General features: G+C 61.7%; 22 protein-coding genes. 11 read left to right on the top strand and 11 right to left on the bottom strand.

The window, feature by feature from the left end; translation table 11 throughout:
• Positions 1-65 precede the first annotated feature (65 nt).
• The 3 genes from ACQKI2_RS08675 to ACQKI2_RS08665 all read right to left on the bottom strand — a co-directional run bounded on the left by ACQKI2_RS08675 (position 66) and on the right by ACQKI2_RS08665 (position 4,127).
• Entirely contained in the window at positions 66-1,202 is a 1,137-nt protein-coding gene (locus tag ACQKI2_RS08675) for an acyl-CoA dehydrogenase family protein (RefSeq protein WP_427379290.1), read from the bottom strand.
• A gap of 62 nt (positions 1,203-1,264) precedes the next feature.
• Positions 1,265-2,470 (bottom strand): acyl-CoA dehydrogenase family protein, encoded by a 1,206-nt coding sequence (locus tag ACQKI2_RS08670; RefSeq protein WP_427379289.1) that lies wholly within the window; start codon positions 2,468-2,470, stop codon positions 1,265-1,267.
• Between the two features lie 151 nt (positions 2,471-2,621).
• Positions 2,622-4,127: a glycosyltransferase family 2 protein gene (locus tag ACQKI2_RS08665; RefSeq protein ID WP_427379288.1), complete on the bottom strand. Its 1,506-nt coding sequence runs from the start codon at positions 4,125-4,127 to the stop codon at positions 2,622-2,624.
• 146 nt (positions 4,128-4,273) lie between these two features.
• On the opposite strand from ACQKI2_RS08665, the gene ACQKI2_RS08660 reads away from it, so the two are divergent.
• The 3 genes from ACQKI2_RS08660 to ACQKI2_RS08650 all read left to right on the top strand — a co-directional run bounded on the left by ACQKI2_RS08660 (position 4,274) and on the right by ACQKI2_RS08650 (position 6,738).
• Positions 4,274-5,866 carry an FAD-binding domain-containing protein gene (locus tag ACQKI2_RS08660; RefSeq protein ID WP_427379287.1) on the top strand — a complete coding sequence of 531 codons (1,593 nt, stop codon included), beginning with the start codon at positions 4,274-4,276 and terminating at the stop codon, positions 5,864-5,866.
• A 289-nt stretch (positions 5,867-6,155) separates the two neighbouring features.
• Complete coding sequence (locus tag ACQKI2_RS08655) at positions 6,156-6,341, top strand: hypothetical protein (protein ID WP_427379286.1); 186 nt, start codon at positions 6,156-6,158, stop codon at positions 6,339-6,341.
• Between the two features lie 91 nt (positions 6,342-6,432).
• Positions 6,433-6,738, top strand: coding sequence for a UrcA family protein (locus ACQKI2_RS08650; protein WP_427379285.1), 306 nt, complete (start codon positions 6,433-6,435; stop codon positions 6,736-6,738).
• A gap of 106 nt (positions 6,739-6,844) precedes the next feature.
• Here ACQKI2_RS08650 and ACQKI2_RS08645 read toward each other — a convergent pair whose 3' ends face one another.
• Positions 6,845-7,372 (bottom strand): SixA phosphatase family protein, encoded by a 528-nt coding sequence (locus ACQKI2_RS08645; protein ID WP_427379284.1) that lies wholly within the window; start codon positions 7,370-7,372, stop codon positions 6,845-6,847.
• Between the two features lie 237 nt (positions 7,373-7,609).
• On the opposite strand from ACQKI2_RS08645, the gene ACQKI2_RS08640 reads away from it, so the two are divergent.
• The 3 genes from ACQKI2_RS08640 (at position 7,610) to ACQKI2_RS08630 (ending at position 11,215) form a co-directional block, all read left to right on the top strand.
• The gene (locus ACQKI2_RS08640) at positions 7,610-8,569 is read left to right on the top strand and encodes a calcium/sodium antiporter (protein ID WP_427379283.1); all 960 of its coding nucleotides are present in this window, start codon (positions 7,610-7,612) and stop codon (positions 8,567-8,569) included.
• The gene (locus ACQKI2_RS08635) at positions 8,569-9,480 is read left to right on the top strand and encodes a DMT family transporter (RefSeq protein WP_427379282.1); all 912 of its coding nucleotides are present in this window, start codon (positions 8,569-8,571) and stop codon (positions 9,478-9,480) included. The genes ACQKI2_RS08640 and ACQKI2_RS08635 overlap by 1 nt, the downstream gene beginning before the upstream one ends.
• A gap of 142 nt (positions 9,481-9,622) precedes the next feature.
• Positions 9,623-11,215, top strand: a complete 1,593-nt coding sequence (locus ACQKI2_RS08630) for a PKD domain-containing protein (protein ID WP_427379281.1) — start codon at positions 9,623-9,625, stop codon at positions 11,213-11,215.
• Here the strand turns inward: ACQKI2_RS08630 and ACQKI2_RS08625 are convergent.
• Positions 11,212-12,096: a branched-chain amino acid aminotransferase gene (locus ACQKI2_RS08625; protein WP_035594912.1), complete on the bottom strand. Its 885-nt coding sequence runs from the start codon at positions 12,094-12,096 to the stop codon at positions 11,212-11,214. The genes ACQKI2_RS08630 and ACQKI2_RS08625 overlap by 4 nt on opposite strands.
• A 53-nt stretch (positions 12,097-12,149) precedes the next feature.
• Between ACQKI2_RS08625 and ACQKI2_RS08620 the strand changes: the two genes are divergently transcribed.
• Genes ACQKI2_RS08620 through ACQKI2_RS08605 form a run of 4 tightly spaced genes read left to right on the top strand, consistent with a single transcriptional unit; the run spans position 12,150 to position 16,192 of the window.
• Entirely contained in the window at positions 12,150-12,614 is a 465-nt protein-coding gene (locus ACQKI2_RS08620) for a MarR family winged helix-turn-helix transcriptional regulator (protein WP_427379280.1), read from the top strand.
• A gap of 10 nt (positions 12,615-12,624) precedes the next feature.
• Positions 12,625-13,314 carry a response regulator gene (locus ACQKI2_RS08615; protein WP_427379279.1) on the top strand — a complete coding sequence of 230 codons (690 nt, stop codon included), beginning with the start codon at positions 12,625-12,627 and terminating at the stop codon, positions 13,312-13,314.
• Between the two features lie 8 nt (positions 13,315-13,322).
• Positions 13,323-14,618 (top strand): ATP-binding protein, encoded by a 1,296-nt coding sequence (locus tag ACQKI2_RS08610; RefSeq protein ID WP_427379278.1) that lies wholly within the window; start codon positions 13,323-13,325, stop codon positions 14,616-14,618.
• A gap of 32 nt (positions 14,619-14,650) precedes the next feature.
• Entirely contained in the window at positions 14,651-16,192 is a 1,542-nt protein-coding gene (locus ACQKI2_RS08605) for a nitrilase-related carbon-nitrogen hydrolase (protein WP_427379277.1), read from the top strand.
• Between the two features lie 3 nt (positions 16,193-16,195).
• On the opposite strand, the gene ACQKI2_RS08600 is transcribed toward ACQKI2_RS08605, so the two are convergent.
• The 3 genes from ACQKI2_RS08600 to ACQKI2_RS08590 are packed head-to-tail and all read right to left on the bottom strand — an operon-like array spanning position 16,196 to position 17,723.
• Positions 16,196-16,486, bottom strand: a complete 291-nt coding sequence (locus tag ACQKI2_RS08600; protein ID WP_427379276.1) for a 4a-hydroxytetrahydrobiopterin dehydratase — start codon at positions 16,484-16,486, stop codon at positions 16,196-16,198.
• A 3-nt stretch (positions 16,487-16,489) separates the two neighbouring features.
• The gene (locus tag ACQKI2_RS08595) at positions 16,490-17,086 is read right to left on the bottom strand and encodes a hypothetical protein (protein ID WP_427379275.1); all 597 of its coding nucleotides are present in this window, start codon (positions 17,084-17,086) and stop codon (positions 16,490-16,492) included.
• The gene (locus ACQKI2_RS08590; protein WP_427379274.1) at positions 17,073-17,723 is read right to left on the bottom strand and encodes an HAD-IA family hydrolase; all 651 of its coding nucleotides are present in this window, start codon (positions 17,721-17,723) and stop codon (positions 17,073-17,075) included. The genes ACQKI2_RS08595 and ACQKI2_RS08590 overlap by 14 nt, the downstream gene beginning before the upstream one ends.
• Positions 17,724-17,836: 113 nt before the next feature.
• Between ACQKI2_RS08590 and ACQKI2_RS08585 the strand changes: the two genes are divergently transcribed.
• Entirely contained in the window at positions 17,837-18,754 is a 918-nt protein-coding gene (locus ACQKI2_RS08585; RefSeq protein WP_427379273.1) for an SDR family NAD(P)-dependent oxidoreductase, read from the top strand.
• A 147-nt stretch (positions 18,755-18,901) separates the two neighbouring features.
• On the opposite strand, the gene ACQKI2_RS08580 is transcribed toward ACQKI2_RS08585, so the two are convergent.
• From ACQKI2_RS08580 to ACQKI2_RS08570, 3 genes are all read right to left on the bottom strand, one after another.
• Positions 18,902-19,696: a tyrosine-protein phosphatase gene (locus ACQKI2_RS08580; RefSeq protein ID WP_427379272.1), complete on the bottom strand. Its 795-nt coding sequence runs from the start codon at positions 19,694-19,696 to the stop codon at positions 18,902-18,904.
• Positions 19,697-19,784: 88 nt separating this feature from the next.
• The gene (locus ACQKI2_RS08575; RefSeq protein ID WP_427379271.1) at positions 19,785-20,243 is read right to left on the bottom strand and encodes a hypothetical protein; all 459 of its coding nucleotides are present in this window, start codon (positions 20,241-20,243) and stop codon (positions 19,785-19,787) included.
• A 31-nt stretch (positions 20,244-20,274) separates the two neighbouring features.
• Positions 20,275-21,393, bottom strand: coding sequence for a ParA family protein (locus ACQKI2_RS08570; RefSeq protein ID WP_427379270.1), 1,119 nt, complete (start codon positions 21,391-21,393; stop codon positions 20,275-20,277).
• Positions 21,394-21,414: the final 21 nt, after the last annotated feature.

The following is a 21,414-nucleotide window of genomic DNA, read 5'->3' as shown; positions in this document are numbered from 1 at the left end:
TAGAACTTATAGTTCCACATAACGTCTGAAAAGGAAAACCAAACCGGGAAAAACCGGAACTTTTCTCAGAAGCCGGCGAGACGGGCGTAGCGATCCCGGTGCCAGCTGGCAGATCCGTAGAGGGCTTCCTGCACCCGCGCGCGCTTCATATAGAAGCCCGGCTCTGCAGCATCGGTCATGCCGATGCCGCCATGCATCTGAACGCATTCATTGGAGACCAGATGCACAAGCTCGCCGGCCTTTGCCTTTGCGAGGCTCGCGAGTTCTGCCAAATCCCGCTTGCCTTCATCCGCCGCCGACAGCGCCGCAGCAACGCAGGACCGCGTCATTTCCAGCTCGACAAACATCTTCGCGGCGCGGTGCTGCAGAGACTGGAACGAGCCGATGAGTTGACCAAACTGCTTGCGGTTGTTGAGATATTCCAGCGTCATGTCGAACGCGGCCTGGGCCGAGCCGAGCATTTCGGCGGCCAGCCCGATGGCTGCGCGGTCGAGCACGGGATCAAGAATATCAGCGCCCTGGTCAGCCGGCCCGATGAGCGCGCTCTCCACCACCATGACATCATCGAACGTCACATGCGCGGCGCCGTGGCTGTCAACAGTCTTCAGCTCACTGATGGTCACGCCCTTGGCATCGGCCGGCACAAGGAACAGGCTGAGACCATGGCGATCCCCGCTGCTTCCAAAGGTGCGCGCCACAACGATCAGCATGTCGGCATGATGCGCGTCGGGCACATATTTCTTCATACCGTTGATCGTATAGCCCTGCCCGTTGCGCTCAGCCTCGGTCGAAACGCTGTAGGGCGAGAAATGCGCGGACTCGTCGAGGGCGAGCGCAAACGTCACCTCGCCGGCGGCGATCTTCGGCAGCCATTCGGCCTGCTGGGCGGGGCTGCCGCCAAGCTGGAAGACCGAGGCAGCAATCAGCGCCGTCTGCAGCAGGGGCGTGGCCGCAAGGGTGCGGCCCTGCGCTTCGAGGATCTGGCCAAGGCCCGTCAGGCCAAAGGTTTCCGCGCCCGGCTCGTCGGGGATGATCACGCCGAAAAAGCCAAGCTCGGCCAGTTTCTGCCGGGTTTTTGCGTCCTTGCCATTGGCGCCGGCATCGCGCAGCGCCCGCAGATGGTTGACGGAAAGTTCGTCGCGCGCGAACGCCATCGCAGTTTCGCGCAGCATTTCCTGGTCTTCAGTCAGTACAAAGCTCATTACTCTGACACCTTAAATTCTATGTCGTAGGGTTGTTCCGAAAAGCAGAGATCAAGTTCCGCCTACTGATGATCCTTCAGACCCAGCACGCGCTTGGCGATGACATTGAGGTTGATCTCGGACGTGCCGCCTTCGATGGAGTTGCCTTTCGAGCGCAGCCATTGGCGCGTGACGCGCAGGGCGCCCTTGTCAAAGCCCTCCCCTGCCCAGCCCAGGCCCTCGGTGCCCAGCGCTTCGATCAGCAGCTCGTGCCGGTCCTGGTTCATCTTGGCGGCGCCATATTTCAGGATCGAGGCGGTATGCCCCACGGCCTGGCCAGCCTTTGCCTGTTCCGTCTGGCGCTGCACGGTCAGCGCAAACGCCTTGGCATACATCCGGTGATCGGCCAGGCGCGCCCGCAGATCGCCGTCCAGCAGACGGCCGGACTCGTCGGTGCCGATCAGCTGCTTGGCGTATTCTTCAGGCGAGAGCGACCCGGTGCCGCCAAACCCGCTGGAAGAAATCGACGAGCGCTCGAACTGCAGCAGGCGTTTAGCAATTTCCCAGCCGCCATTGAGGCGGCCGACGAGCTGGTCCTTGGGCACTTTCACATCGGTGAAGAAGGTTTCGCAGAACGGGCTCTCGCCGGAGATCAGCTGGATCGGGCGTGCTTCCACACCCGGTGATTTCATGTCGAACAGGATGAAGCTGATGCCCTCATGCTTCGTGCTGGTGTCGGTGCGCACCAGGCAGAAGATCCAGTCGGCCTTGTCGGCATAGGAGGTCCACACCTTCTGGCCGTTGATCAGGTAATGATCGCCCTTGTCTTCGCAGCGCGTCTGCAGGCCCGCGAGGTCAGAGCCCGCGCCCGGCTCCGAATACCCCTGGCACCAGCGGATCTTGCCCTTCACGATATCGGGAATGAAGCGCAGCTTCTGTTCGTGATTGCCGAATTCCAGCAGCGCTGGGCCAAACATCCAGAGGCCGAACGAGAACAGCGGCGCGCGCGCCTTGATGCGGCGCATCTCCTGCTCCAGCACGCGGGCTTCCGCGCGCGACAAGCCGCCGCCGCCATATTCCTTGGGCCATTCCGGCGCCGTCCAGCCCTTCTGGGCCATCCGGTCGAGCCACAGCTTGGAATCGGGGTTCTTGAAGGTAGCATTGCGGCCACCCCACACAACCTCGTCATCCACCATCGGCGTGCGCATCGAAGGGGGGCAGTTGGCTTCCAGCCATTTGCGCGTTTCCAGCCGGAACTCTTCGAGTTGCTCGGCATTGTCATAAGCCATTGCGGTGCTCCCTGGGCGGTGTCTGTCTCTACGTCACCCTATTCTGCCGCCCTCCCGGCGCCAAGCGGTCACGCGGCGTCAAAGTGTGAAGACTTGCCCGTTCTCCGTTTCACCCGCGAACGCACGGAGAACGTTGCGGCCTCGAAACAACTCAAGCCTCGGACGAGTAAATTCGCCTGACAGGGGCAGCCATTTTTCGCGCCGGGGCGGGCGCCGGGCCGCCATGGGGTGTCTTCGCCCAGAAATGAGGTCTGCGTGCCAGGCTGTAGAGTGCCCGCATCATCGCGATGGATTGCAGCGGCCAGTATAGGGGCAGCGTCAACGCCAGCCCATACCGGCGCAGGTCTCGCCCTCCCGGCGCCGCCAGCGCCATGGCGATGCTTGCGGCATACGAGACCCCGATAAACCACAGGAACACCGGCGCCGGCCCGATGCCGGGCAAAACCAGCGTCGCGGCCAGCCACACCGCCCAGGGCCCGTGAACCATCGCCGAAAGGATGGCCACTCCCAGTGTCAGCTGAAGCGCCAGGAAATTTCCCGCGCCCATTTCCCTCATCGCCTTGCGGGGGCGCCGCATCACCACCAGCCATGTCTGCAGAAACCCCTTCAGCCAGCGCGACCGCTGCGCCAGCCAGACCCCGAGCGCTTCAGGCGGCGCTTCCAGGGTTGGCGGCTCAATGACGCCCACCTGCAGCCCGCTGCGGGCAAGCCGCAACCCCAGATCGGCGTCCTCCGTCACATTCCAGGCGTCCCACCCCTCCACGCTTTCCAGCAGCGCCCTGCGGAAATGATTGCTTGTTCCGCCCAGCGCAATCGGAAGCCCGAGCGAGGCGAGCCCGGGCAGGATGCGCCCAAACTGAACGGCATATTCCAACGCCCACTGCCCGGCGATCCACCCCCTGTCGCCGTCTCCCACAAGCGGCGCCTGCACGCAGGCCAGATCGCGGGGCCCCATCCGGAACGCCCGCACGGCCGCCTTCAGTTGATCTCTATGCGGACGATCCTCGGCATCATACACAACGACAAACTCGCCCTTTGCGCGGCGCAGCCCGTAATTGAGCGCGCGCGGCTTGGTTCTGGGCTCTCCGGGCGGCACGATCAGAAGCTCAGTGCCCGGCGGCCAGGTCTGCGCGCGCAGGGCGTCCCAGGTGGCCTCATCCCCCATTTCGACAAGCAGTTTTATGTCCAGCCTGTTTTTCGGATAATCGAGATCACAGATCGCCTGCGAAAGCTGGGCCGCGCTCTCCGCCTCATCCTTGAGCGCGATGAGCAGCGTATAGACCGGCCAGAGAACCCCGTCTTCGCCGCCCGTCTCCCGGCCGGCCTGCGGCGTGGGCGCTGTCGTCAGGGCGGCATGAAGATATATCGCGCCGCGAAAGGCCAGCGCCGCCACAAACAAAAAGAACGCGCCCAGGCTCAGCGCCGCAAAGGCAGCCTCAGGGGCGCTTAAACCCACACCGGCCAGCAGCAGCAGGGTAAAGCCCGCCCCCCGCATCTGGGCGGCCGTCAGTGTCCGGATGGCGGAGTCTTCAGGCCGGTTGACGGCCAGCGCATGGGCCGCCGCCCGGGCGCTGGCCATGTCGGGAGATGGCTCCCGCAGGCCGCCGCCATAAAGCGGCAACACCAGTTGCCGGGCTGTCTCGCCATCTGCCCCCATGTCCCTCCCCCCAAGGAACCGCGCCCAAACCTTTAAACCTTTAATCACACTCGTTTCACTATCGCAACGAAACGCTGCCCGCCCCCTTTGGGGCGCTTATCACTTCGCCCCTTGCAGCCCAAGGCAGTTTGTTCTATGTTTGTTCCATGTCTGGTGTGCATGTCATCTGGTTCAAGCGCGATCTGCGTGTCCATGATCACGCAGCGCTCATGGCGGCCGCGGCCAGCGGCGCGCCCATCCTGCCGCTATACATCTTCGAGCCGGGCTATTGGGCGCTGCCGGAACACTCCCGCCGCCAGTTCGATTTTGTGAAGGAGGCGCTTGAAGAGCTTGACGCGGCCCTCAAGGCGCGTGGCTCGGGCCTTGTCATCCGCACGGGAAACGCCATCGATGTCTTGTCGGCGATCCACCGCAAGCAGGGCATTGCCGCCATCCATGCGCATGAGGAAACAGGCCTGCAATGGACCTTTGAGCGTGACCGCGCCGTGCGCCGCTGGGCCCGCAATGCCGGCATTTCCCTGCGGGAACAGCCCCAGAATGGGGTCCAGCGGGCCCTGAAATCCCGCGACGGATGGGCCAGAGACTGGGAGGCCTTTATGCGCCGCCCACGGATGGTCGCCCCGGAAACCCTGCTCTCCGCTCAGGCGCAGGGGGAAGACTTTCCCCTGCCTCAGGATTTCGGGCTGGGGCCAGATGACTGCCCGCAGCGCCAGAAAGGCGGGCGCGCGGCCGGCGTGGAATGCCTGCGCAGTTTCCTGGAGGTTCGCGGCCAGGCTTATCAGCGGCAGATGTCGAGCCCGCTGACGGCGGCCGATGCCTGCTCGCGCCTCTCGCCCCATCTTGCCTTCGGAACAGTTTCCATCCGGGAAGCCTGGCAGGCCGCGCAGAGGGCGAAGGAAATGCAGGCCCGGGAGGGGAACGCGGAATTTGCCGCCTCGATCGGCAGCTTCCTTTCCCGCCTGCACTGGCACTGCCACTTCATTCAGAAGCTGGAAGACCAGACCTCGATAGACTCCCGCAATCTTCATCCCGCCTATGACGGGCTGCGTCCCGCGCCGGAGGCAGACGATCCCCGCCTCACCGCCTGGATCGAAGGGCGCACGGGCTTCCCGTTTCTGGATGCCTGCATGCGCTCCCTCAAGGCCACCGGCTGGCTGAACTTCCGCATGCGCGCCATGACCATGGCCTTTGCAGCCCATCATCTGTGGCTGGACTGGAAACTGCCCGCAGAACGCCTCGCCGGCCTCTTCACGGATTTCGAGCCGGGCATCCATTATCCCCAGGCGCAGATGCAATCGGCCACCACCGGCATTAACACGCCGCGCATCTATAACCCGGTCAAGCAATCCCGCGACCAGGACCCCGAGGGCGCCTTCATCCGCCGCTGGGTGCCGGAGCTTTCCGCCCTGCCGGACGAGTGGCTGCACGCGCCCTGGGAGGCGCCCGCTTCGGTGCGGGCGCGCGCGGGCATTGTTCTGGGCCAGACCTACCCGATGCGCATCGTCGATCACATGGCCGCTGCCGAAGAGGCCCGCAGCCGGATCGTCGCCCTGCGCCGGAACGCCGGACATGCCGCAGAGGCCGGGCAGAGTCAGGCCCGTCATGGAAGCCGGCGGCTGGCCATCCCCTTCCGGGGCCGGCAGGTTGCCCCGAAAAAACGGGCGCCGGCGCCGGCAGACGCGACCCAGCTCAGCTTTGATCTGGGGATGATGCCGGAACGCCGCGCCCATGCCTCATAGAGCCGGGTCTGGGACGAGGTGAAATACTGTTCGGACCGCTGCCGCCGCCAGCGCTGACCCCGCAAATCCATCATTATCGAATTACAATAATTCCCCCGCTCGCCCGCCGGAGCAGGGAATTATCGTTATTCGATGATATTATCTCCTTGATTTTATTGGCACTTATTTTTTTTCGATAATTTCATATTGAAAAACAATAATTCATGGTCTATCTAGTCTGTGTCGGCGGCGGGAAGAGCCCACCAAAGACAAAACGGACAAACCGATCATCAAGAAGGAGTATCAAATCATGTCCCCCCGCGCCCGTCTCAGCGACAACGGCAGCCTGGCTTTCGAAGGTGTCCTGGCCTACGGCCTCATCGCCAACGATGCCTCCCTCCGGTCCCTGCCGGCGAATGACGATGGCTCGGAGGGCCGCTTGAACCTCCTGGTCGCTCGCCGCCGCCGCCAGAACCGCCGCGAAGCCCGCAACTAAGCGGCTCCCCCCGCGCAGCCAGTTTCCCCTGGCTGGCTGCGCGCGCCCCCCTCTCTCCCCTCCCTCGAAAACCCGCATCAAGGAAACGCCCATGAAACGCTTCATCATTGCCGCCGCCCTCGCCGCCGCGACCGTCACCGCCCCCGCCTTCGCTGCCAGCGAAAAGTTCGAAATGGATGTGAATTATTCCTCGAAAAAGCTGTCCACCGTCGCCGGCGCGGAAGCCGAGTACGAGCACATCCGCAAGCAGATCGAAGACCGCTGCGTGTCTGAAAATGCTGATATCCGTGTGCCCCGCTCCATCGTGGAAACCTTCTGTGTCCGCAAGACGATGGATAACGCCGTCCGCTCGATCAACAGCGAGCTGCTGACCCAGGTTCACGCCGAACGCCGCTGAGCGGCCCCAGATCACGGTTCCTGATCCTGAAGCCTCTCAAGCCCAAACCCTCCACGGAACCGTGGCTCCTCCCGCCTCTTGCCCCCAAAGGGTAAGGGGCGGTTTTTTATCCGGCGCTGGCCGCCCGGAAATCCTTGGCGCGAAGAACCTGCACCAGGCGGAAATTGGCGGGCACGAAAGCGCCCTCCTCTTCGGTTTCAAACAGCGCCGCGCAGCTCGTCGGAAACTTCTCGTGCAGCCGCAGAGAGGCGGCATGGTCCAGCGATCCGCCTTCCCGCAGGATGCTCAGCGCAAAGTCATGCAGGCCCGGATTGTGCCCGATCAGCATCAGAACCCGCGCGCCGTCATTCTGCGAAACCGCTTCGGTCAGCCCCCTCACGCCGGTCAGGTAAAGCGCCTCCATCGGGCGCACCTTTTCCCCCGTCACCACCTTGGCAACTTCAGAACAGGTCTCCCTGGCCCGCCTTGCGCTGGAAACCAGGATCCGCTCGGGGCTCCAGCCCATCGCCACGATCTCCTGGGCAATCCGGGTGGCGTCCTCATGGCCCTGCTGCGTCAGCGCGCGGCTGAAATCGTCGATCCCCTCATTCCAGGGTTCGGTCTTGGCGTGGCGCATCAGGATCAGGCGTTTCATGCGGACGCAGATACCCGGGGTTTGGGACAAGGTGTCATGGGCGGAATCAAGCGGTCTAAATTGATCAGGCAGGTCTTAGGCACCACTAATACAGGGGAAATCAATAGTCTGGAGGCCAAAAGATGCCAGAACCGCCCTGCGCCGGGCCGCCCTCATAATATTTTTCCCCGCCCATCTTCCGCCCGGCACCGGGATGGGCCACACCCGCTCCCAGCAACGCGCTCCTGAGGATAATCGATGATTTTTGTGTATCTCGTGCTCGGCCTGATCCTGCTCGTCGCGGGCGGTGAATTTCTCGTCAAGGGCGCCGTCAATCTTGCCGGAAAGTTCCGCATTTCCCCCCTGCTGATCGGGCTCACCCTGGTGGGCTTTGGCACATCAACGCCGGAACTCGTCACCAGCCTGCAGGCCGCCTTCGCCGGCTCGCCCGGCATCGCCATCGGCAATGTCGTCGGCTCCAACATCGCCAACATCCTTTTCATTCTCGGCGCGGCGGCGCTGATCTTCCCGATCGCGGTTGCCCGGAATGCCTTCAAGCGGGATGGGGTGGTGCTGGCCATCGCCACCCTGCTCTGCGTCGGGGCGGTCGTCTCGGGCCAGTTGTCCCGCTGGATGGGCATCGTCTTCGTGATCGGCCTGGCCGCCTATATCTGGTTTGCCTTCCAGCAGGACCGGAAGGCCACGCAGGCGGCCACCACCGCGGCAGGCGGGCCGGTGGACACGCCAAAGCCCACCGCCGGCGCGATCGCCATCGATCTCGTCTTCGTGGTTGGAGGTCTGGTGATGACGATGCTCGGCGCCCGCTTCCTCGTCAGCGGCGCGATTGACCTTGCCCGGATGTTCTCGATCTCCGAAACGATCATTGGCCTGACGATTGTGGCCGTGGGAACCTCGCTTCCCGAACTGATCACCTCCGTGATGGCGTCGCTGCGCAAGCAGGGCGATATTGCTTTCGGCAATATTGTCGGTTCGAACATCTACAATATGTTCGGCATTCTGGGTGTCACAGCCATCGTGAAGCCGATCCCCGTGCCGGCCGAAATCATCCGCCTGGATATCTGGGTGATGCTGGCGGCAACCGTGCTTCTCTTCCTGGCCGCCATGTCGCGCTGGCGCATCGGCCGGACAGAAGGCGCCATCATGCTGATCGGCTATGCGGCCTATGTTGTCTGGCTGGGAATACACGCGGCGGCCTGATGCGCGCGCCCCACCCCATTCTTCTGGTCTGCCTTGGTGTGGTCTTCGGCTGCGGCATTGATGCCTTGATGAAATATGTGATGCAGGGCGCCACCAGCGTGCTGACGGCCACCACCTGGCGTTACGCCCTCGGCTCGGCAATCATGCTCGCGCTGTTCCTGCAGGCACGCCGGCCTTTTCCCTCGCTGCCGGCCATCCGCTTTCATGCCCTCAGATCGCTGGCACAGGTCATCTCCGCTTTCTGCTTCTTCTATTCGCTGACGCAGATTGCCCTGGCCGAGGCCGTGGTGCTGGGTTTCACGGCGGCCCTGATGATTGCCCCCATCGCCCGCATCATCCTTGGGGAGAAGATGAGCCCGGTGACCATCGGCGCCTCTCTCGTCGGCTTCTGCGGCGCCGCGCTGGCCGCCACGGCGGAAACGTCCGGCGCGCCCGCCGATGGCAACCGGCTCTATGGCACCGCCTCGGTCCTGGCCTCTGCGGTTCTCTATGCCCTCAATATCGTTCTCCTCCGTCTGCGGACGAGAGAGGAAGACAGCCTCACCCTGGTCACCTTCATGAACATCTTCCCGGCGCTGTTTTTGCTGCCCTTCATGCTGGTGTTCACCGATCCGCTGCCGGCAGATGGCGCCTGGACGCGGCTCACAGGCGCGGCCGTTTTCGGCATCGGCATCTGGTGGCTGATGACCATGGCCTATGCGCGCGCCAAGGCGCAGACCCTCGCCCCGTTCGAATATACCGGCCTCATCTGGTCGGCACTCTTGGGCTATTTCTTCTTCCAGGAAATCCCCGGCTGGCGCGTCTGGGCGGGTGCCGGCATCATCATCGCCGCCTGCCTCGTCGTCGCCTTCGAAACCCACTTCGCCGCCCGCCGCGAGGCAAAGCTGCCCGCCAGCGATATTCTAACCTGACGGGACCCGGCCGCGCACGTTGCGCCTGTGGGGCGAGCGCCCCGGTTGTTAACCTTATACCTTAAAATTTCATACTTTTTCTGCTTGCCGCGTCTCAATCTGGCGGTAAGGATCGTGTAACTTCAGATTGTCCGGGGGCCCCATGAAAACAAGATCCACCCAGCGCCTCAAAGGCGCTGCCGCCGCCGTTTTTGCCGGCCTCACCCTGGCTGCCTGTGGCGGCGGCGGGGGCAGCAGCAGTGGCGGCGCCGCGCCCCCGGTTTCTCCGTCACCTCCGCCTCCACCCCCTCCGCCGCCGGTTAACGCCGCCCCTACGGCGCAGGCCACCGCCACGCCCGCCGCGCCCCAGGAAGGCCAGCCCTTCGTGCTGGACGCCTCTGCCTCAACAGACCCGGAAGGCGCCGCGCTGACCTACACCTGGTCCCAGCTCTCCGGCCCACCCGTAACACTCGCCGCGCCCAACCAGGCCCGCCTCGAACTCGCCACCGCCGAAGTCACCGAAGATACCGAGGCCGTTTTTCGTGTAGCTGTTTCAGATGGGACAAACACTTCTACGGAAGATGTATCCGTAACATTTTCAAACATCGCGCAGACCCCTCTTTTGGAGAGCCCGTTTACTTTCGCCGGAGAAGTTACACTCCCCTACCGGCCAATAATTTGGGCTACCCTGGGACTATATGCTCCTATTCTTGGTACAGAGGAGACTCCAGGGGGAGAAGTTACATTTCATAAGGTGGAGGCAGATTTTTCTCAGAGCATTGCAACATTGAATATTATACAAGCACTGAGCCGTACCTTCGCCCAACCCCTAGTAGTTGAAGACAAGTTCGGCTTCCTTTTTGCAAATAGAACGTCTCAAATAGCCATCGCTGATTCCGAGAGTTTTCGACTCTATGGGACGCCCGAACCTAACGAAGCAGAACTTAGTCTTTTGACTGAACTTCCAATTCAGAACATCTGCAGCATGGTATCGAAAAGTTTCCCGCAAGAATTTATTGCTGGTCTCAGGAACGGAGGGTTTGAGATACACGCAAACTCGCCCATCAACTCGAATATCGGGCCAAGCCTGAGACAAAAGTATGCCAGCAACCAGTCAGTCTGCGCGCTTTTCAGCCCCACCTCGTCTGTAAACGGAGAATCTCTCCCACCTGTTTCCGCGCCAAATGGCAGACCCGACGTTTTGGGATATAATCTGGATACCCGGTCTATTGAACGGTACGCACAGCCTCCGACCGGGAGCACGCCCCACCTCAATGATTTTGTACTTGTGGAAAGTTCTTCTGTACCTTTGGGAAGCGGCGATATGCAATTCGTAGCCGCCAAGCGGATAGAAAATATACTCGCTCTGGTTTTTTCTGATGGTGAGCACGCGGGAGAGCATAGGCTTGTAATTGCCGGTCTGAACGCAGACCGGAATATTGTTCAATCCGTATTCTCCTGGCCTATAGGCGCTCCAGATAGCTTCCTGGATATTTGGCAGGTCTCAAACGACACTCAAGGGTATGAGCTGATCATCCTGTCCCAGTCCTCGCCTCAAGCGATTGTTTTCAGCGTTATGGATTCCCAAAACCCCTTCAACAGCATCGAAGGGCCACGCTTTATGGAAGTAGGACTTGGGGCTGCGGCCGGCGGAATGATACCGTACATTCTGTACGATCCGGGCGGATTTGTTACCCTGCATCCTGACAGCAGGAAGGTAAGGGTCTTCCTTCCTGCTGCTGCCCCAGCGCCCTAAAGCGCCAGTTCCAGCTTGCCGTTGCAGAGGTTGGAATAGTCCTCGGCCAGCGTCAGGCTGATATGGCCCGGCGTGAAGCGGTGGGCGCCGATTTCGGCCACGGGCGTGATCTCGGCGGCAGAGCCGGTGATGAAACACTCGCTGAAGGTCGCCAGCTCGTCCGGGAAGATCGCCCGCTCGACCACTTCGATCTGCCGGGCCTTGGCCAGCGCAATCGTCGTCTGCCGGGTCAGGCCGTTGAGGAAACAGTCCGGCGTCGGCGTGTGCAGCACGCCGTCGCGCACGAAGAAGATGTTGGCGCCCGTCGCCTCGGCAATCTGGCCGCGATAGTCCAGCATCAGCGCGTCCTGATAGCCGGCCTTCTCCGCGGCATGTTTGGAGAGGGTGCAGATCATGTAGAGGCCGGCCGCCTTGGCGTGGCAGGGGGCGGTATCGGGCGCCGGGCGGCGCCATTCGGCATGGGTCAGGCGGATGCCCTTCATCTTGTCGGCGAAGTAATCGCCCCAATGCCAGACAGCCACGGCCAGGTGGATCGTGTTATTCTGGGCCGAAACGCCCATCATCTCAGACCCGCGCCAGGCCACTGCGCGCACATAGGCGCTGTCGAGGCCGGATTTCTCCAGCGCTTCCTTCTTCGCCTTCTCCAGCTCCTCGACGCTGAACGGGATGTCAAAGCCCATGATCTTCGCGGAATTGTGCAGGCGCTTGGAATGGTCCAGCGAGCGGAAGATCTTGCCGCCATAGGCCCGCTCCCCCTCAAACACGGAGGACGCATAGTGCAGCGCATGGGTCAGCACGTGAACCTTGGTGTCGCGCCAGGGTACGAAAGACCCATCCATCCAGATGTATCCGTCACGGTCATCATAGGGGATGGCAGCCATTGAGTACGCTCCTCGCTTGCACTTTTGTTGCGGTTCGCGTTCATTTCCGACTTATGGCTCAATCCGTCAACCTGACCCGCCCATTTGACCCCCGCCTTTTCCTGACCGACCAGGAACTCGACAGAGGCGCAGGACTCCTGATTTCAGGGGCAGATGAGCTTATGCGCGCGGCAGAATCGGCCCGCAAAAAGGCCGGTCTGAGCAAGTCTGAGATGCAGATTCTCATGGCAATCCGCTACCGGCCGGGCCTCACGGTCAGCCAATTGCGGGGCCAACTGGGCATGACGGTGCCAACTTTCGCCCGGATCATCGGCCAGCTCGACACCCGCGGGCTGATCGAGCGGGCCCGTGAAGGCTCCGATGGCCGGCGCCGCAAGCTCACCCTGTCCGAGGCGGGCACCACCCTGACCACCCCGATGACGATCGAACTGCGCGAGCGTCTGCGGGTCGCCTTCCGCGCCTGCGGGCCAGAGGCGGTCGCCGGCGCGCGCTTCCTTCTGGAAGCGCTGGTGAAATAAAGAGACCGCCATGAGCCTGAGAGATCCCGCCCATATCCTGATCGTCGATGATGACGACCGCATCCGCGACCTCACCAAGCGGTTCCTGACGCTCAAGGGCTACCGGGTGACGGGCGCGCCGGATGCTGCCGGGGCGCGCCGCCTGATGGACAACATGACCTTCGATCTGGCCGTGCTGGACATCATGATGCCGGGCGAAACGGGGCTGGAACTGCTTGAGCGCATCCGGTCAGGCCCGGCCCGGGCCACGCCGGTCATGCTGCTGACAGCGCGCGGAGAGGCCCGCGACCGGATCGAGGGCCTTCGCCTCGGCGCCGATGATTATCTCGCCAAGCCGTTTGAGCCCGAAGAACTCGCCCTGCGCTGCGAGGCGATCCTGCGCCGTTCCCAGAAGCCCGCCCCTCCCCCGGAGGAGGTCGAAATGTCGGGCCTCGTCTTCAATATCGAGCGGGGCGAACTCAAGGCGGGCGACCAGCGCATCCGCCTGACAGACGCCGAAGTGCAGCTCCTGACCATCCTCGCGCGCACGCCGGGCGAAGCCATCAGCCGCGAAGACCTCGCCGAGATGACCTCGGCGGGCATGGAGCGGTCGGTGGATGTGCAGGTAACCCGCCTGCGCCGCAAGATCGAACCCAATCCGAAAGAGCCGATCCATATCCAGACCGTGCGGGGCATCGGCTACCGCCTGATGCCGGATTGAGCCGGTCCATGCTGCGCCTGAGAGACATCACCCCTCGCGGCCTCTATGCCCGCAGCCTGCTGATCATTCTGGCGCCGGTCCTGATCATCCTTTGCCTGATGACCTGGTATTATTATGCCAACCATATTGCCGAAGTGAACCGCAAGCTGGGACAGGGCATCGCGCGCGACGCCGCCCTGATCCGGGATGCCTGCCGCAATCCCGCCTACGGACCGGGGGATCTGGCCCGCATCCAGTATCTTCTGGAGACGGAGTTTACCTGCAGCCTTCCGCCAGGCGCCGTTCCAGACAGCGCGTTGAGACAGAGCTTTTCCTATAACGGCACCCTCAAGAGCGAACTTGCCGGGCGGCTCGGCGATGACATCGTGGTCGGCCTGATCCCGAACGATGCCAAGCTGCATATTCGTTTCCCCGCCGCCGGCAAAACGGCAGAAATCGTGATGGACCGGAAACGGGCGCTGGTCATCAATTCGCACTTCTTCATTGTCTGGGTGATTTTCTTCTCCCTGCTGATGGTTGCCCTGGCGATCGGCTTTCTCAACCAGCAGGTCCGCTCCATCCTGCGCCTTTCGGAGGCGGCCCGCGCTTTCGGACGGGGGCGGGATCTGGAGGGCTTCCGCCCCTCCGGCGCCACCGAAGTGCGCGATGCGGCCCGTGCCATCATCGACATGAAAAACCGCCTTACCGCCTTTGCCGAGCAGCGCACCGCGATGCTGGCCGGTGTCAGCCATGATCTGCGCACCCCCCTCACCCGCCTGAAGCTCACCCTCGCGCTGATGCCGGAGACGGAGGATATGAAGGCCGCCCAGTCAGACCTTGATGACATGGCCATGATGCTCGACGAATATCTCGCCTTTGCGCGCGGCGAGGAGGGCGACGAGCCGGGCAGCTTTGATCTGGGCGCGATGGTTCACGATATCGTGTCGGGTTTCGGGCCGCATATCCCCGTCAGCGGCCCGCAATCGCTGAGCGTGCGGGGCCGGCCGCTGGCCCTGAAGCGGGCGATCAACAACCTTGTCTCCAACGCCCTCAAATATGCCAGCCATGCCCGTGTCACCCTCGTCAACGGGCCGCACTGGGCCGAGGTGATCGTGGATGATGATGGCCCCGGCATTCCGCCTGACCGCTATGAGGACGCCTTCCGCCCCTTCTCGCGGCTGGATGGGGCCCGCAGCCAGAATGTATCCGGCTCCGGCCTCGGCCTGACGCTGGCGCGCGACACCGCCCGCATGCATGGCGGGGATGTGCGTCTTGCGCCCAGCCCCCTTGGCGGGCTACGCGCAATCTTAAGATTGCCGCACTAGATAAAGGCGCAAGGACGTTCATTGGAGAAACCATGACAGCCACACGCACCAAACTCGTCATCCGCAATGCCAAGCCGAAAGACATTGCAGGCATCCGCCCCCTTTATGACAAGGTCTATGGGGTGGATGATGGCTATACGGTTGATCAGATCGCCGGGCAGATCAACAAATTCCCGGACGGGCAGTTTGTGGCCGAGTTTGAAGGCCAGATCGTCGGCCACTGCGTCACCTTCGTGATCGATTCTGCCACCGCCCTTTCCCAGCATACCTGGAACGAGATCACGGGCGGGGGCTTTGCCGCCCGGCATGATCCGGAAGGCGACATGCTTTACGGCATGGACGTCATCGTCGATTCCGAATTCCGCCGCCTGCGAATCGGCCAGCGTTTCTACAAGGTCCGCCAGGATCTCTGCCAATGGCTGGAACTCAAAGGCATCGTCTTCGGCGGCCGCATGCCCGGCTATCATCGCCACCAGAAGGAATTCCCGAACCCGGCCGGCTATATCGAAGCGGTCAAAGCTTCCAAGCTGCGCGATCCGGTGCTCAGCTTCCAGCTGCGCCAGGGCTTTGAGGTCGTCGGCGTGCTGAAGAATTACATGCCCGAGGACACAGACTCCTGCGGCCATGCCACCCAGATGTTCTGGCGCAATCCGCTGGAACAGGAAGCCATCAAGGCCAAGCCGAGCCTGGGCGACACCTCCCTGCCCGAGCGCGTGCGCCTGGCAACCGTCCAGTTCCAGATGCGCCGCATCAACTCCATCGACGAGTTCGAGCAGCAGGTTGAGTATTTCGTCGATATCGCTTCGGATTACCGGGCTGACTTTGTGACGTTCCCGGAGCTTTTCACGCTGCAGCTCCTCTCCCTGGAGAGCAAGCCGCTGGGGCCGGCAGATGCCATTGCCCGCATCTCCGAATACACCCCGCGCTTCATCGCCTTCATGGAGCGCCTGGCGGTCTCCTACAACATCAACATCATCGGCGGCTCCCATCCCTCCCGGATGCCCGATGGCGATATTCACAATGTCGCCTACATCTTCCTGCGCGATGGCTCGGTCCACACGCAGCAGAAGCTTCACCCCACCCCGTCTGAGCGCACCTGGTGGAATATCAAGGGCGGCGAAGGCAATTCGGTCATCCACACCGATTGCGGACCGATCGGGGTAATGATCTGCTATGATTCCGAATTCCCCGAAATCGCCCGCCATCTGGTCGATCAGGGCGCGCTGATCCTGTTTGTTCCCTTCTGCACCGATGAGCGCCGCGGATACCTCCGTGTGCGGTATTGCAGCCAGGCCCGCGCGGTGGAAAACCAGTGCTATGTCGTCATGTCCGGCGTGGTCGGCAATCTGCCGAATGTCGAGAATATGGACATTCACTATGCGGAGAGCTGCATTCTCACGCCGTCGGACTTCCCCTTCTCCCGCGACGGGATTGCCGCAGACGTGGCGCCCAATACCGAGACGGTGGCCATCGCCGACCTCTCCCTGTCAGACCTGCTCACCGCCCGCCAGTCCGGCGCGGTACAGAATCTGAAAGACCGGCGGTTCGATCTCTACCGGGTGGTGTGGAAGTAAGGCTCAGCCCAGCCTTGCAGCCAGCTGGTCCATGAAGCCGGCGAGTTCGAGATCCTTCTGCGTCACGCCGTCAGCGTCATGTGTGGTGAGGATCACGTCCACCTTGTTATAGACGTTGAACCATTCGGGATGGTGGTCCATCTGCTCGGCCTTCAGCGCCGCGGCAGACATGAAGGCGAAGGCTGCCTTGAAGTCGGCAAAGCGATACGCCTTCGTGATGGCGTCGCGCTCGCCCTCGGCGATCTTCCAGCCCTTGAGGGCCTTGATGGCGGCGTCTGCACCGATCTTCGACATGTCCTATTCCTCTCCGTCCTGGCCGAGTACGAAATATACCCAGCGGCCTTCCGCCGAAATCGCTGTGCGCATACCGGGATAGCCTTCGCCCGCACGGATGCGGCCGATGCCATCTTCGCCGATCAGTTCGCGCAGGCGGCGGCGTTCTACAAAAGTCAGTTTTTCCGGGATCAGATCCCGCACATCCTTGGCGGCCAGATCAGGCCAGACGAACCAGATCTCGCCATCAATCTCGCGCTTGCCCGGCGGCCCCTCCAGCAGGTCGCGCAGCTTGCGGTTGGGGTCCACGCCGGTGCGGCGCAGCAGGTCCCAGAATTCGAAATGGTCGCGCCCGCCCACATTCGACATGAAGCCCTCCTGCTCGCCGGCCAGCCGCGCCAGGCTGCGCAGGGCGCCCCGTTCGGCTTCACGCAGGATGGCGGCTTTCATCGCTTCGGCTTCCGGCGTCAGCGAGACGGGCTCAGGCGCCAGCGGTGGCCGGGTCAGGGAGTCCGAAGGCACAGGCGGGCCAGCCACGGGCGCCGCCGCCTGTTCGGCAGGCGCGCAGGCTGCCAGCAACAGCGCCAGACAGGCGGCAAGCGTAAAGCTAGCGCACCGCATAGCCGGTGATGGCTTCCAGATCGGCCAGCAACTGTTCTTCGCTGGTCACCTTGATGGTTGCCATGCCCATTTCGCGGGCCGGCTTCAGATTGATCCCGAGATCATCGAGATAGACGCAGTGTTTCGGGTCCACATCCAGGGCTTCGCACATCAGGGCATAGATGCGCGGATCAGGCTTGCGGATGCCGAGTTTCGAGCTTTCGATCAGATGGTCGAACTGCGCGAAGACTTCCGCCAATTGGGCGGCCTTCTCGTCATCATGGGTCATCGAGGCGCCCTTGCCGATGGGGGCGTTGTTGGTGATGCAGCCAACCTTGCCATGGCCCTTGCAGACTTTCAGCGCAGTAACCACGCGCGGGCGCAGATGGCCCGAGAGCAGCCCGAGGATGTCCCGGCCGGGCACATCATGGCCCATGGCCAGGGCCTCGGCCCGGAAGAGGCCGTCGAACTCCTCGGCGCCCACCAGGCTGCGCTCGAGCTTGGCCCAGGCGTTTTCCAGCGGATTGACCGCATTGATCGAGCGGATGAAGTCCGCCGGCAGGCCCTTTTCGGCCTCATACCGGTTGAATGCCTCGAAGGGCGAGGAGGTGAACACCCCGCCGAAATCCCAGATTACTGCCTGAAAGGTACGTGTCATGCCCGGCTTGCTAGCCGCTTGAGCGCAGTATTTCAAACCTTGATTTTTCCGCCGCCTCTTGCCCCGGCGCTGATGGCCGGTAGTGTCCGGCGCGAAACAGACAGGAGGAAGACATGGGTGTTCTCGACGGCAAGGTGGTTCTGGTAACCGGCGGCGGCAACGGCATCGGCAAGGAAACGGCGCTTCTGGCCGCGCGCGAAGGCGCCAAGGTCATCGTCAACGATCTCGGCGGTGGCCTGAAAGGCGGGGATGAAGGCGATGCCGGCCCGGCCGAGGCTGTCGCAGCGGAAATCCGCGCGGCGGGCGGCGAAGCGGTCTCCAACTCCGAAAGCGTGACCGATTACAACGCCGTGGCCGGCATGGTGACGCAGGCGCTGGACACCTTTGGCCGTCTCGATTCCATCGTCAATCCGGCGGGCATCCTGCGCGATGGCATGTTCCACAAGATGAGCGAAGCCGACTGGAAAGCCGTGATCGATGTGCACCTGCACGGCTCCTACAATGTGGGCCGCGCAGCGGTGGAGTATTTCCGCGAGAATGAGCGCGGCTCCTACGTCTTCTTCACCTCCACGTCCGGCCTGATCGGCAATATCGGCCAGGCCAACTATGCCGCGGCCAAGCTCGGCATTGTCGGCCTCTCGCGCATCCTGGCCATGGAAGGGGCAGCCAAGAAAATCCGCTCCAACGTCATCGCGCCCTTTGCCTGGACACGGATGATCGCCTCGATCCCGGTGAAGGATGAAGCCAGCGCCCAGCGCGTGGAGCGGATGAAGAACGGCATGCGCGCCGATCAGGTGGCCCAACTGGCCGTGGCGCTCTGCTCGGATCAGTCGGCAAACGTCTCCGGCCAGATATTCGGCGTGCGCGGCAATGAAGTGATCCTGTTCGACCAGCCCCGCCCGGTTAAATCGCTCGCCCGGATGGAAGGCTGGAACCCGGAAAGCCTGATCAGCCAGGCCTTCCCGGCAATGAGCCCGGATTTCACCGATCTCGGCGCCACCGCCAGCGTGTTCCCTTACGAGCCGATCTGACCCGGCCAATCTGATCTGGCCGATCTGATTTGAGAGGGGCCCTGCCCCCTCTCCTGTCGTCCCGCTCGATGAACGCCGCGCCAGCGGGGTTCATCTGAGCGGACAAGTTCCAGACCGCACCGGCGCCGGAACAGGCGGCGTTTGCCCCTATTTCTCGATCAGCCGTTCCCGGATGGCGTCCTGCATCTTCTCGTCCACCTTCAGCGTATCGACGAGATAGCCATCGATGGATCCGGCCCGCTCATTGATCGTCGCGAAGGCCTTTTCCAGATAGCGCAGATGCACGCCCATGAACGGGCGGAACACTTCGGCCGGATAGTCCTTGCCCAGCATATCGTTGAAATAGGCGGCTGCTTCCGGCAGGCGTGCCGCCACGTCCACGGCCGTGTTCGTCAGGTCATAATCCTCGCGGATGTCGGCCTCGCTCACGCCCAGGATATGATGCGTCAGCGCGCAGAGAATGCCCGTGCGGTCCTTGCCGGCCGCGCAGTTCACCAGCCCCGCCGCATCCCCGTCAAGCGCCGCCAGATGGCCGAACCAGTCGGTGAACATCGAGGTATGATGTTCCTTGAACGGCGCAGCTTCGTAATATTCCACCATCCACTGATCGGCATCGTCCGCGCTCACCTCCATGCGGGAGAGAAAGCGGATATGCGGCGCATCTGTCTCGCGCCCGCCATCATGGGTGATGGTCACCGGCGCGGTAAAGCGCGTCTTGAATTTCTCCCGTTCATCCGGGCGCCGCAGATCGGCCTGCACATGGATGCCCAGCGCCGTCATCTTCTGCAGCTCGTCCTGCGAGGCTTCGGCATGGTGGCCGGAGCGGTAGAGCCGCCCCATCTTCACCCGCCCGCCATGGCGGCTGTCATAGCCGCCGAAATCGCGGAAATTGCGGATGGTTTCAAACTTCAGGAGGCGGGGTTTTGTCGTCGTATCAGTCATGCCCTTGGGGGTAGCCCGCACCCGCCCGCCCGTCCAGTGACAATCCTGTGTCCACAGCCGCTCACGCCGGGGCAAGGGCAAGCTTAAGTCAGGATGCTTTCAAAACCGACCTGTTCGCAAGCTTCCAGCGCTCATCGAACTTCTGGCGGATAGCGTTTAAGCCATCAATTCTAACTTTGGAGGTGAAAGAAGCACCGTACTCTTTTGCTATAGCCTTTACTTCCTGAACTCTCGCGGTTTTGTCAGCACCCAAGCGCGCGATCACATCTTCAAACACCGGAAGATCAGTTCCGGCAGAACTCAGTTGGTCAGCATACTTGCGAACCAGTTGTTCCCTCAAAGGTGCGGCAGGTTTTTTTGGGGGGGGCTTTGGCTTGGATAGCTGAAGCTGATTTTCAACCTCGTCCACCGTAAGGGCCGAATATTGTTCAAGAAACGTAGCAGCACCCGACAAAGCTGAACGTGGCGCGCGGCTAGCAGCGCCCGCAGTTACAGCTTCAATCCGCCTGAGGGCTAATATTATGTCTGCAACTTGAAGCTTATCCATAAACGCCTCCATATCGTCTCATATTAACATATCAAGGTCGATTCGGCGAAGACTTTAGCGCATCAATTCTATCAAAGATTTGCCGACTCAATGAATCGAAGGTTGTTCTCACCCACTCGCCATCCCGCCCCCTCAGCATATAGCCGAGCGTCGCACCCTCAGGGCGCCCAATATCCTTCCTGTCAGGAACCAACGTTTCAAACACAATCGGTCCGTCAGCGTGCGTTGCAATGGCACTTTGCACCTGCTCCAGATAACTGCCTTCGTTACCAACGGGCTGAGCGCCTTCGGTCATATTGCAGACAACTCCCAGTATCGTGAACCTTGCACGGATTATTTTCTTAAAAGTCGTCAAGTACTCCAACATTTTTTGCACAGGACTAACCGCGAGAAACTGAAGCTTTGCGGGTATCAGCACGTAGTCGCTTGCCTTAAGTGCATTTGCGGCAGCCAGACTCATTCTGGGTGGGGCATCCATAATGATATAGTCGTATCGCGTTTCGATGCCCAAGCTGACGCGCTTCAGCCGCCGCAACAGACGACTCCTAACATCATCTCCGGAAAGCCCCATCAACCACCTGAGGAGTTCGTTGTCTTCAATCTCAGTTAATCCGTATTCGGCTGATATCAAAGCAACATTTGGAACATTGGTATTGGTTATGACCAGTTCCTCAAGAGTCCGAAGAGGAAACTTTGAGTGCAGCCATTTTGCAGCGAGATTCACATCTGTTGCATCGTTTGTTGATCGACGCAAAAGATCGGTCAATGATCCTTGATAATCCAGGTCAACCACCAAGACCCGTTTCTCAAACTTTCCAGCCAACGAAGCCGCGAGATTTGCGGCTATAGTTGTCTTTCCGACACCGCCCTTGAAATTCATCACGGTAATGACGATAGGTCCGTTCAGGCTTTTCTGCTTTTTGCCGCTCCCAAATGACCAGAACGGCTTTCGCGAAAGAACGAACCTGTACAATCTCAAGTGGCTCGGCAAGGCGCTGATTGCCGCCCAAAGCCACTTGCAGCTACCCCACAGCATTTTTTCTGCCCAAACCCGAACGGGCTTAAACAGGGCAAGTAACGCAGTGCCAAACGCAGTTGTTGCAACGCCTAGAAGGTTCGCATTTAGCCACTCAATCAACAATCCCCACACTCTATTTCCCCTCCACCCGGC

Source organism: Hyphomonas sp. NPDC076881, assembly GCF_050269995.1.
Classification (GTDB): Bacteria; Pseudomonadota; Alphaproteobacteria; order Caulobacterales; family Hyphomonadaceae; genus Hyphomonas.
This window is presented reverse-complemented; position numbering and strand designations above follow the sequence as displayed.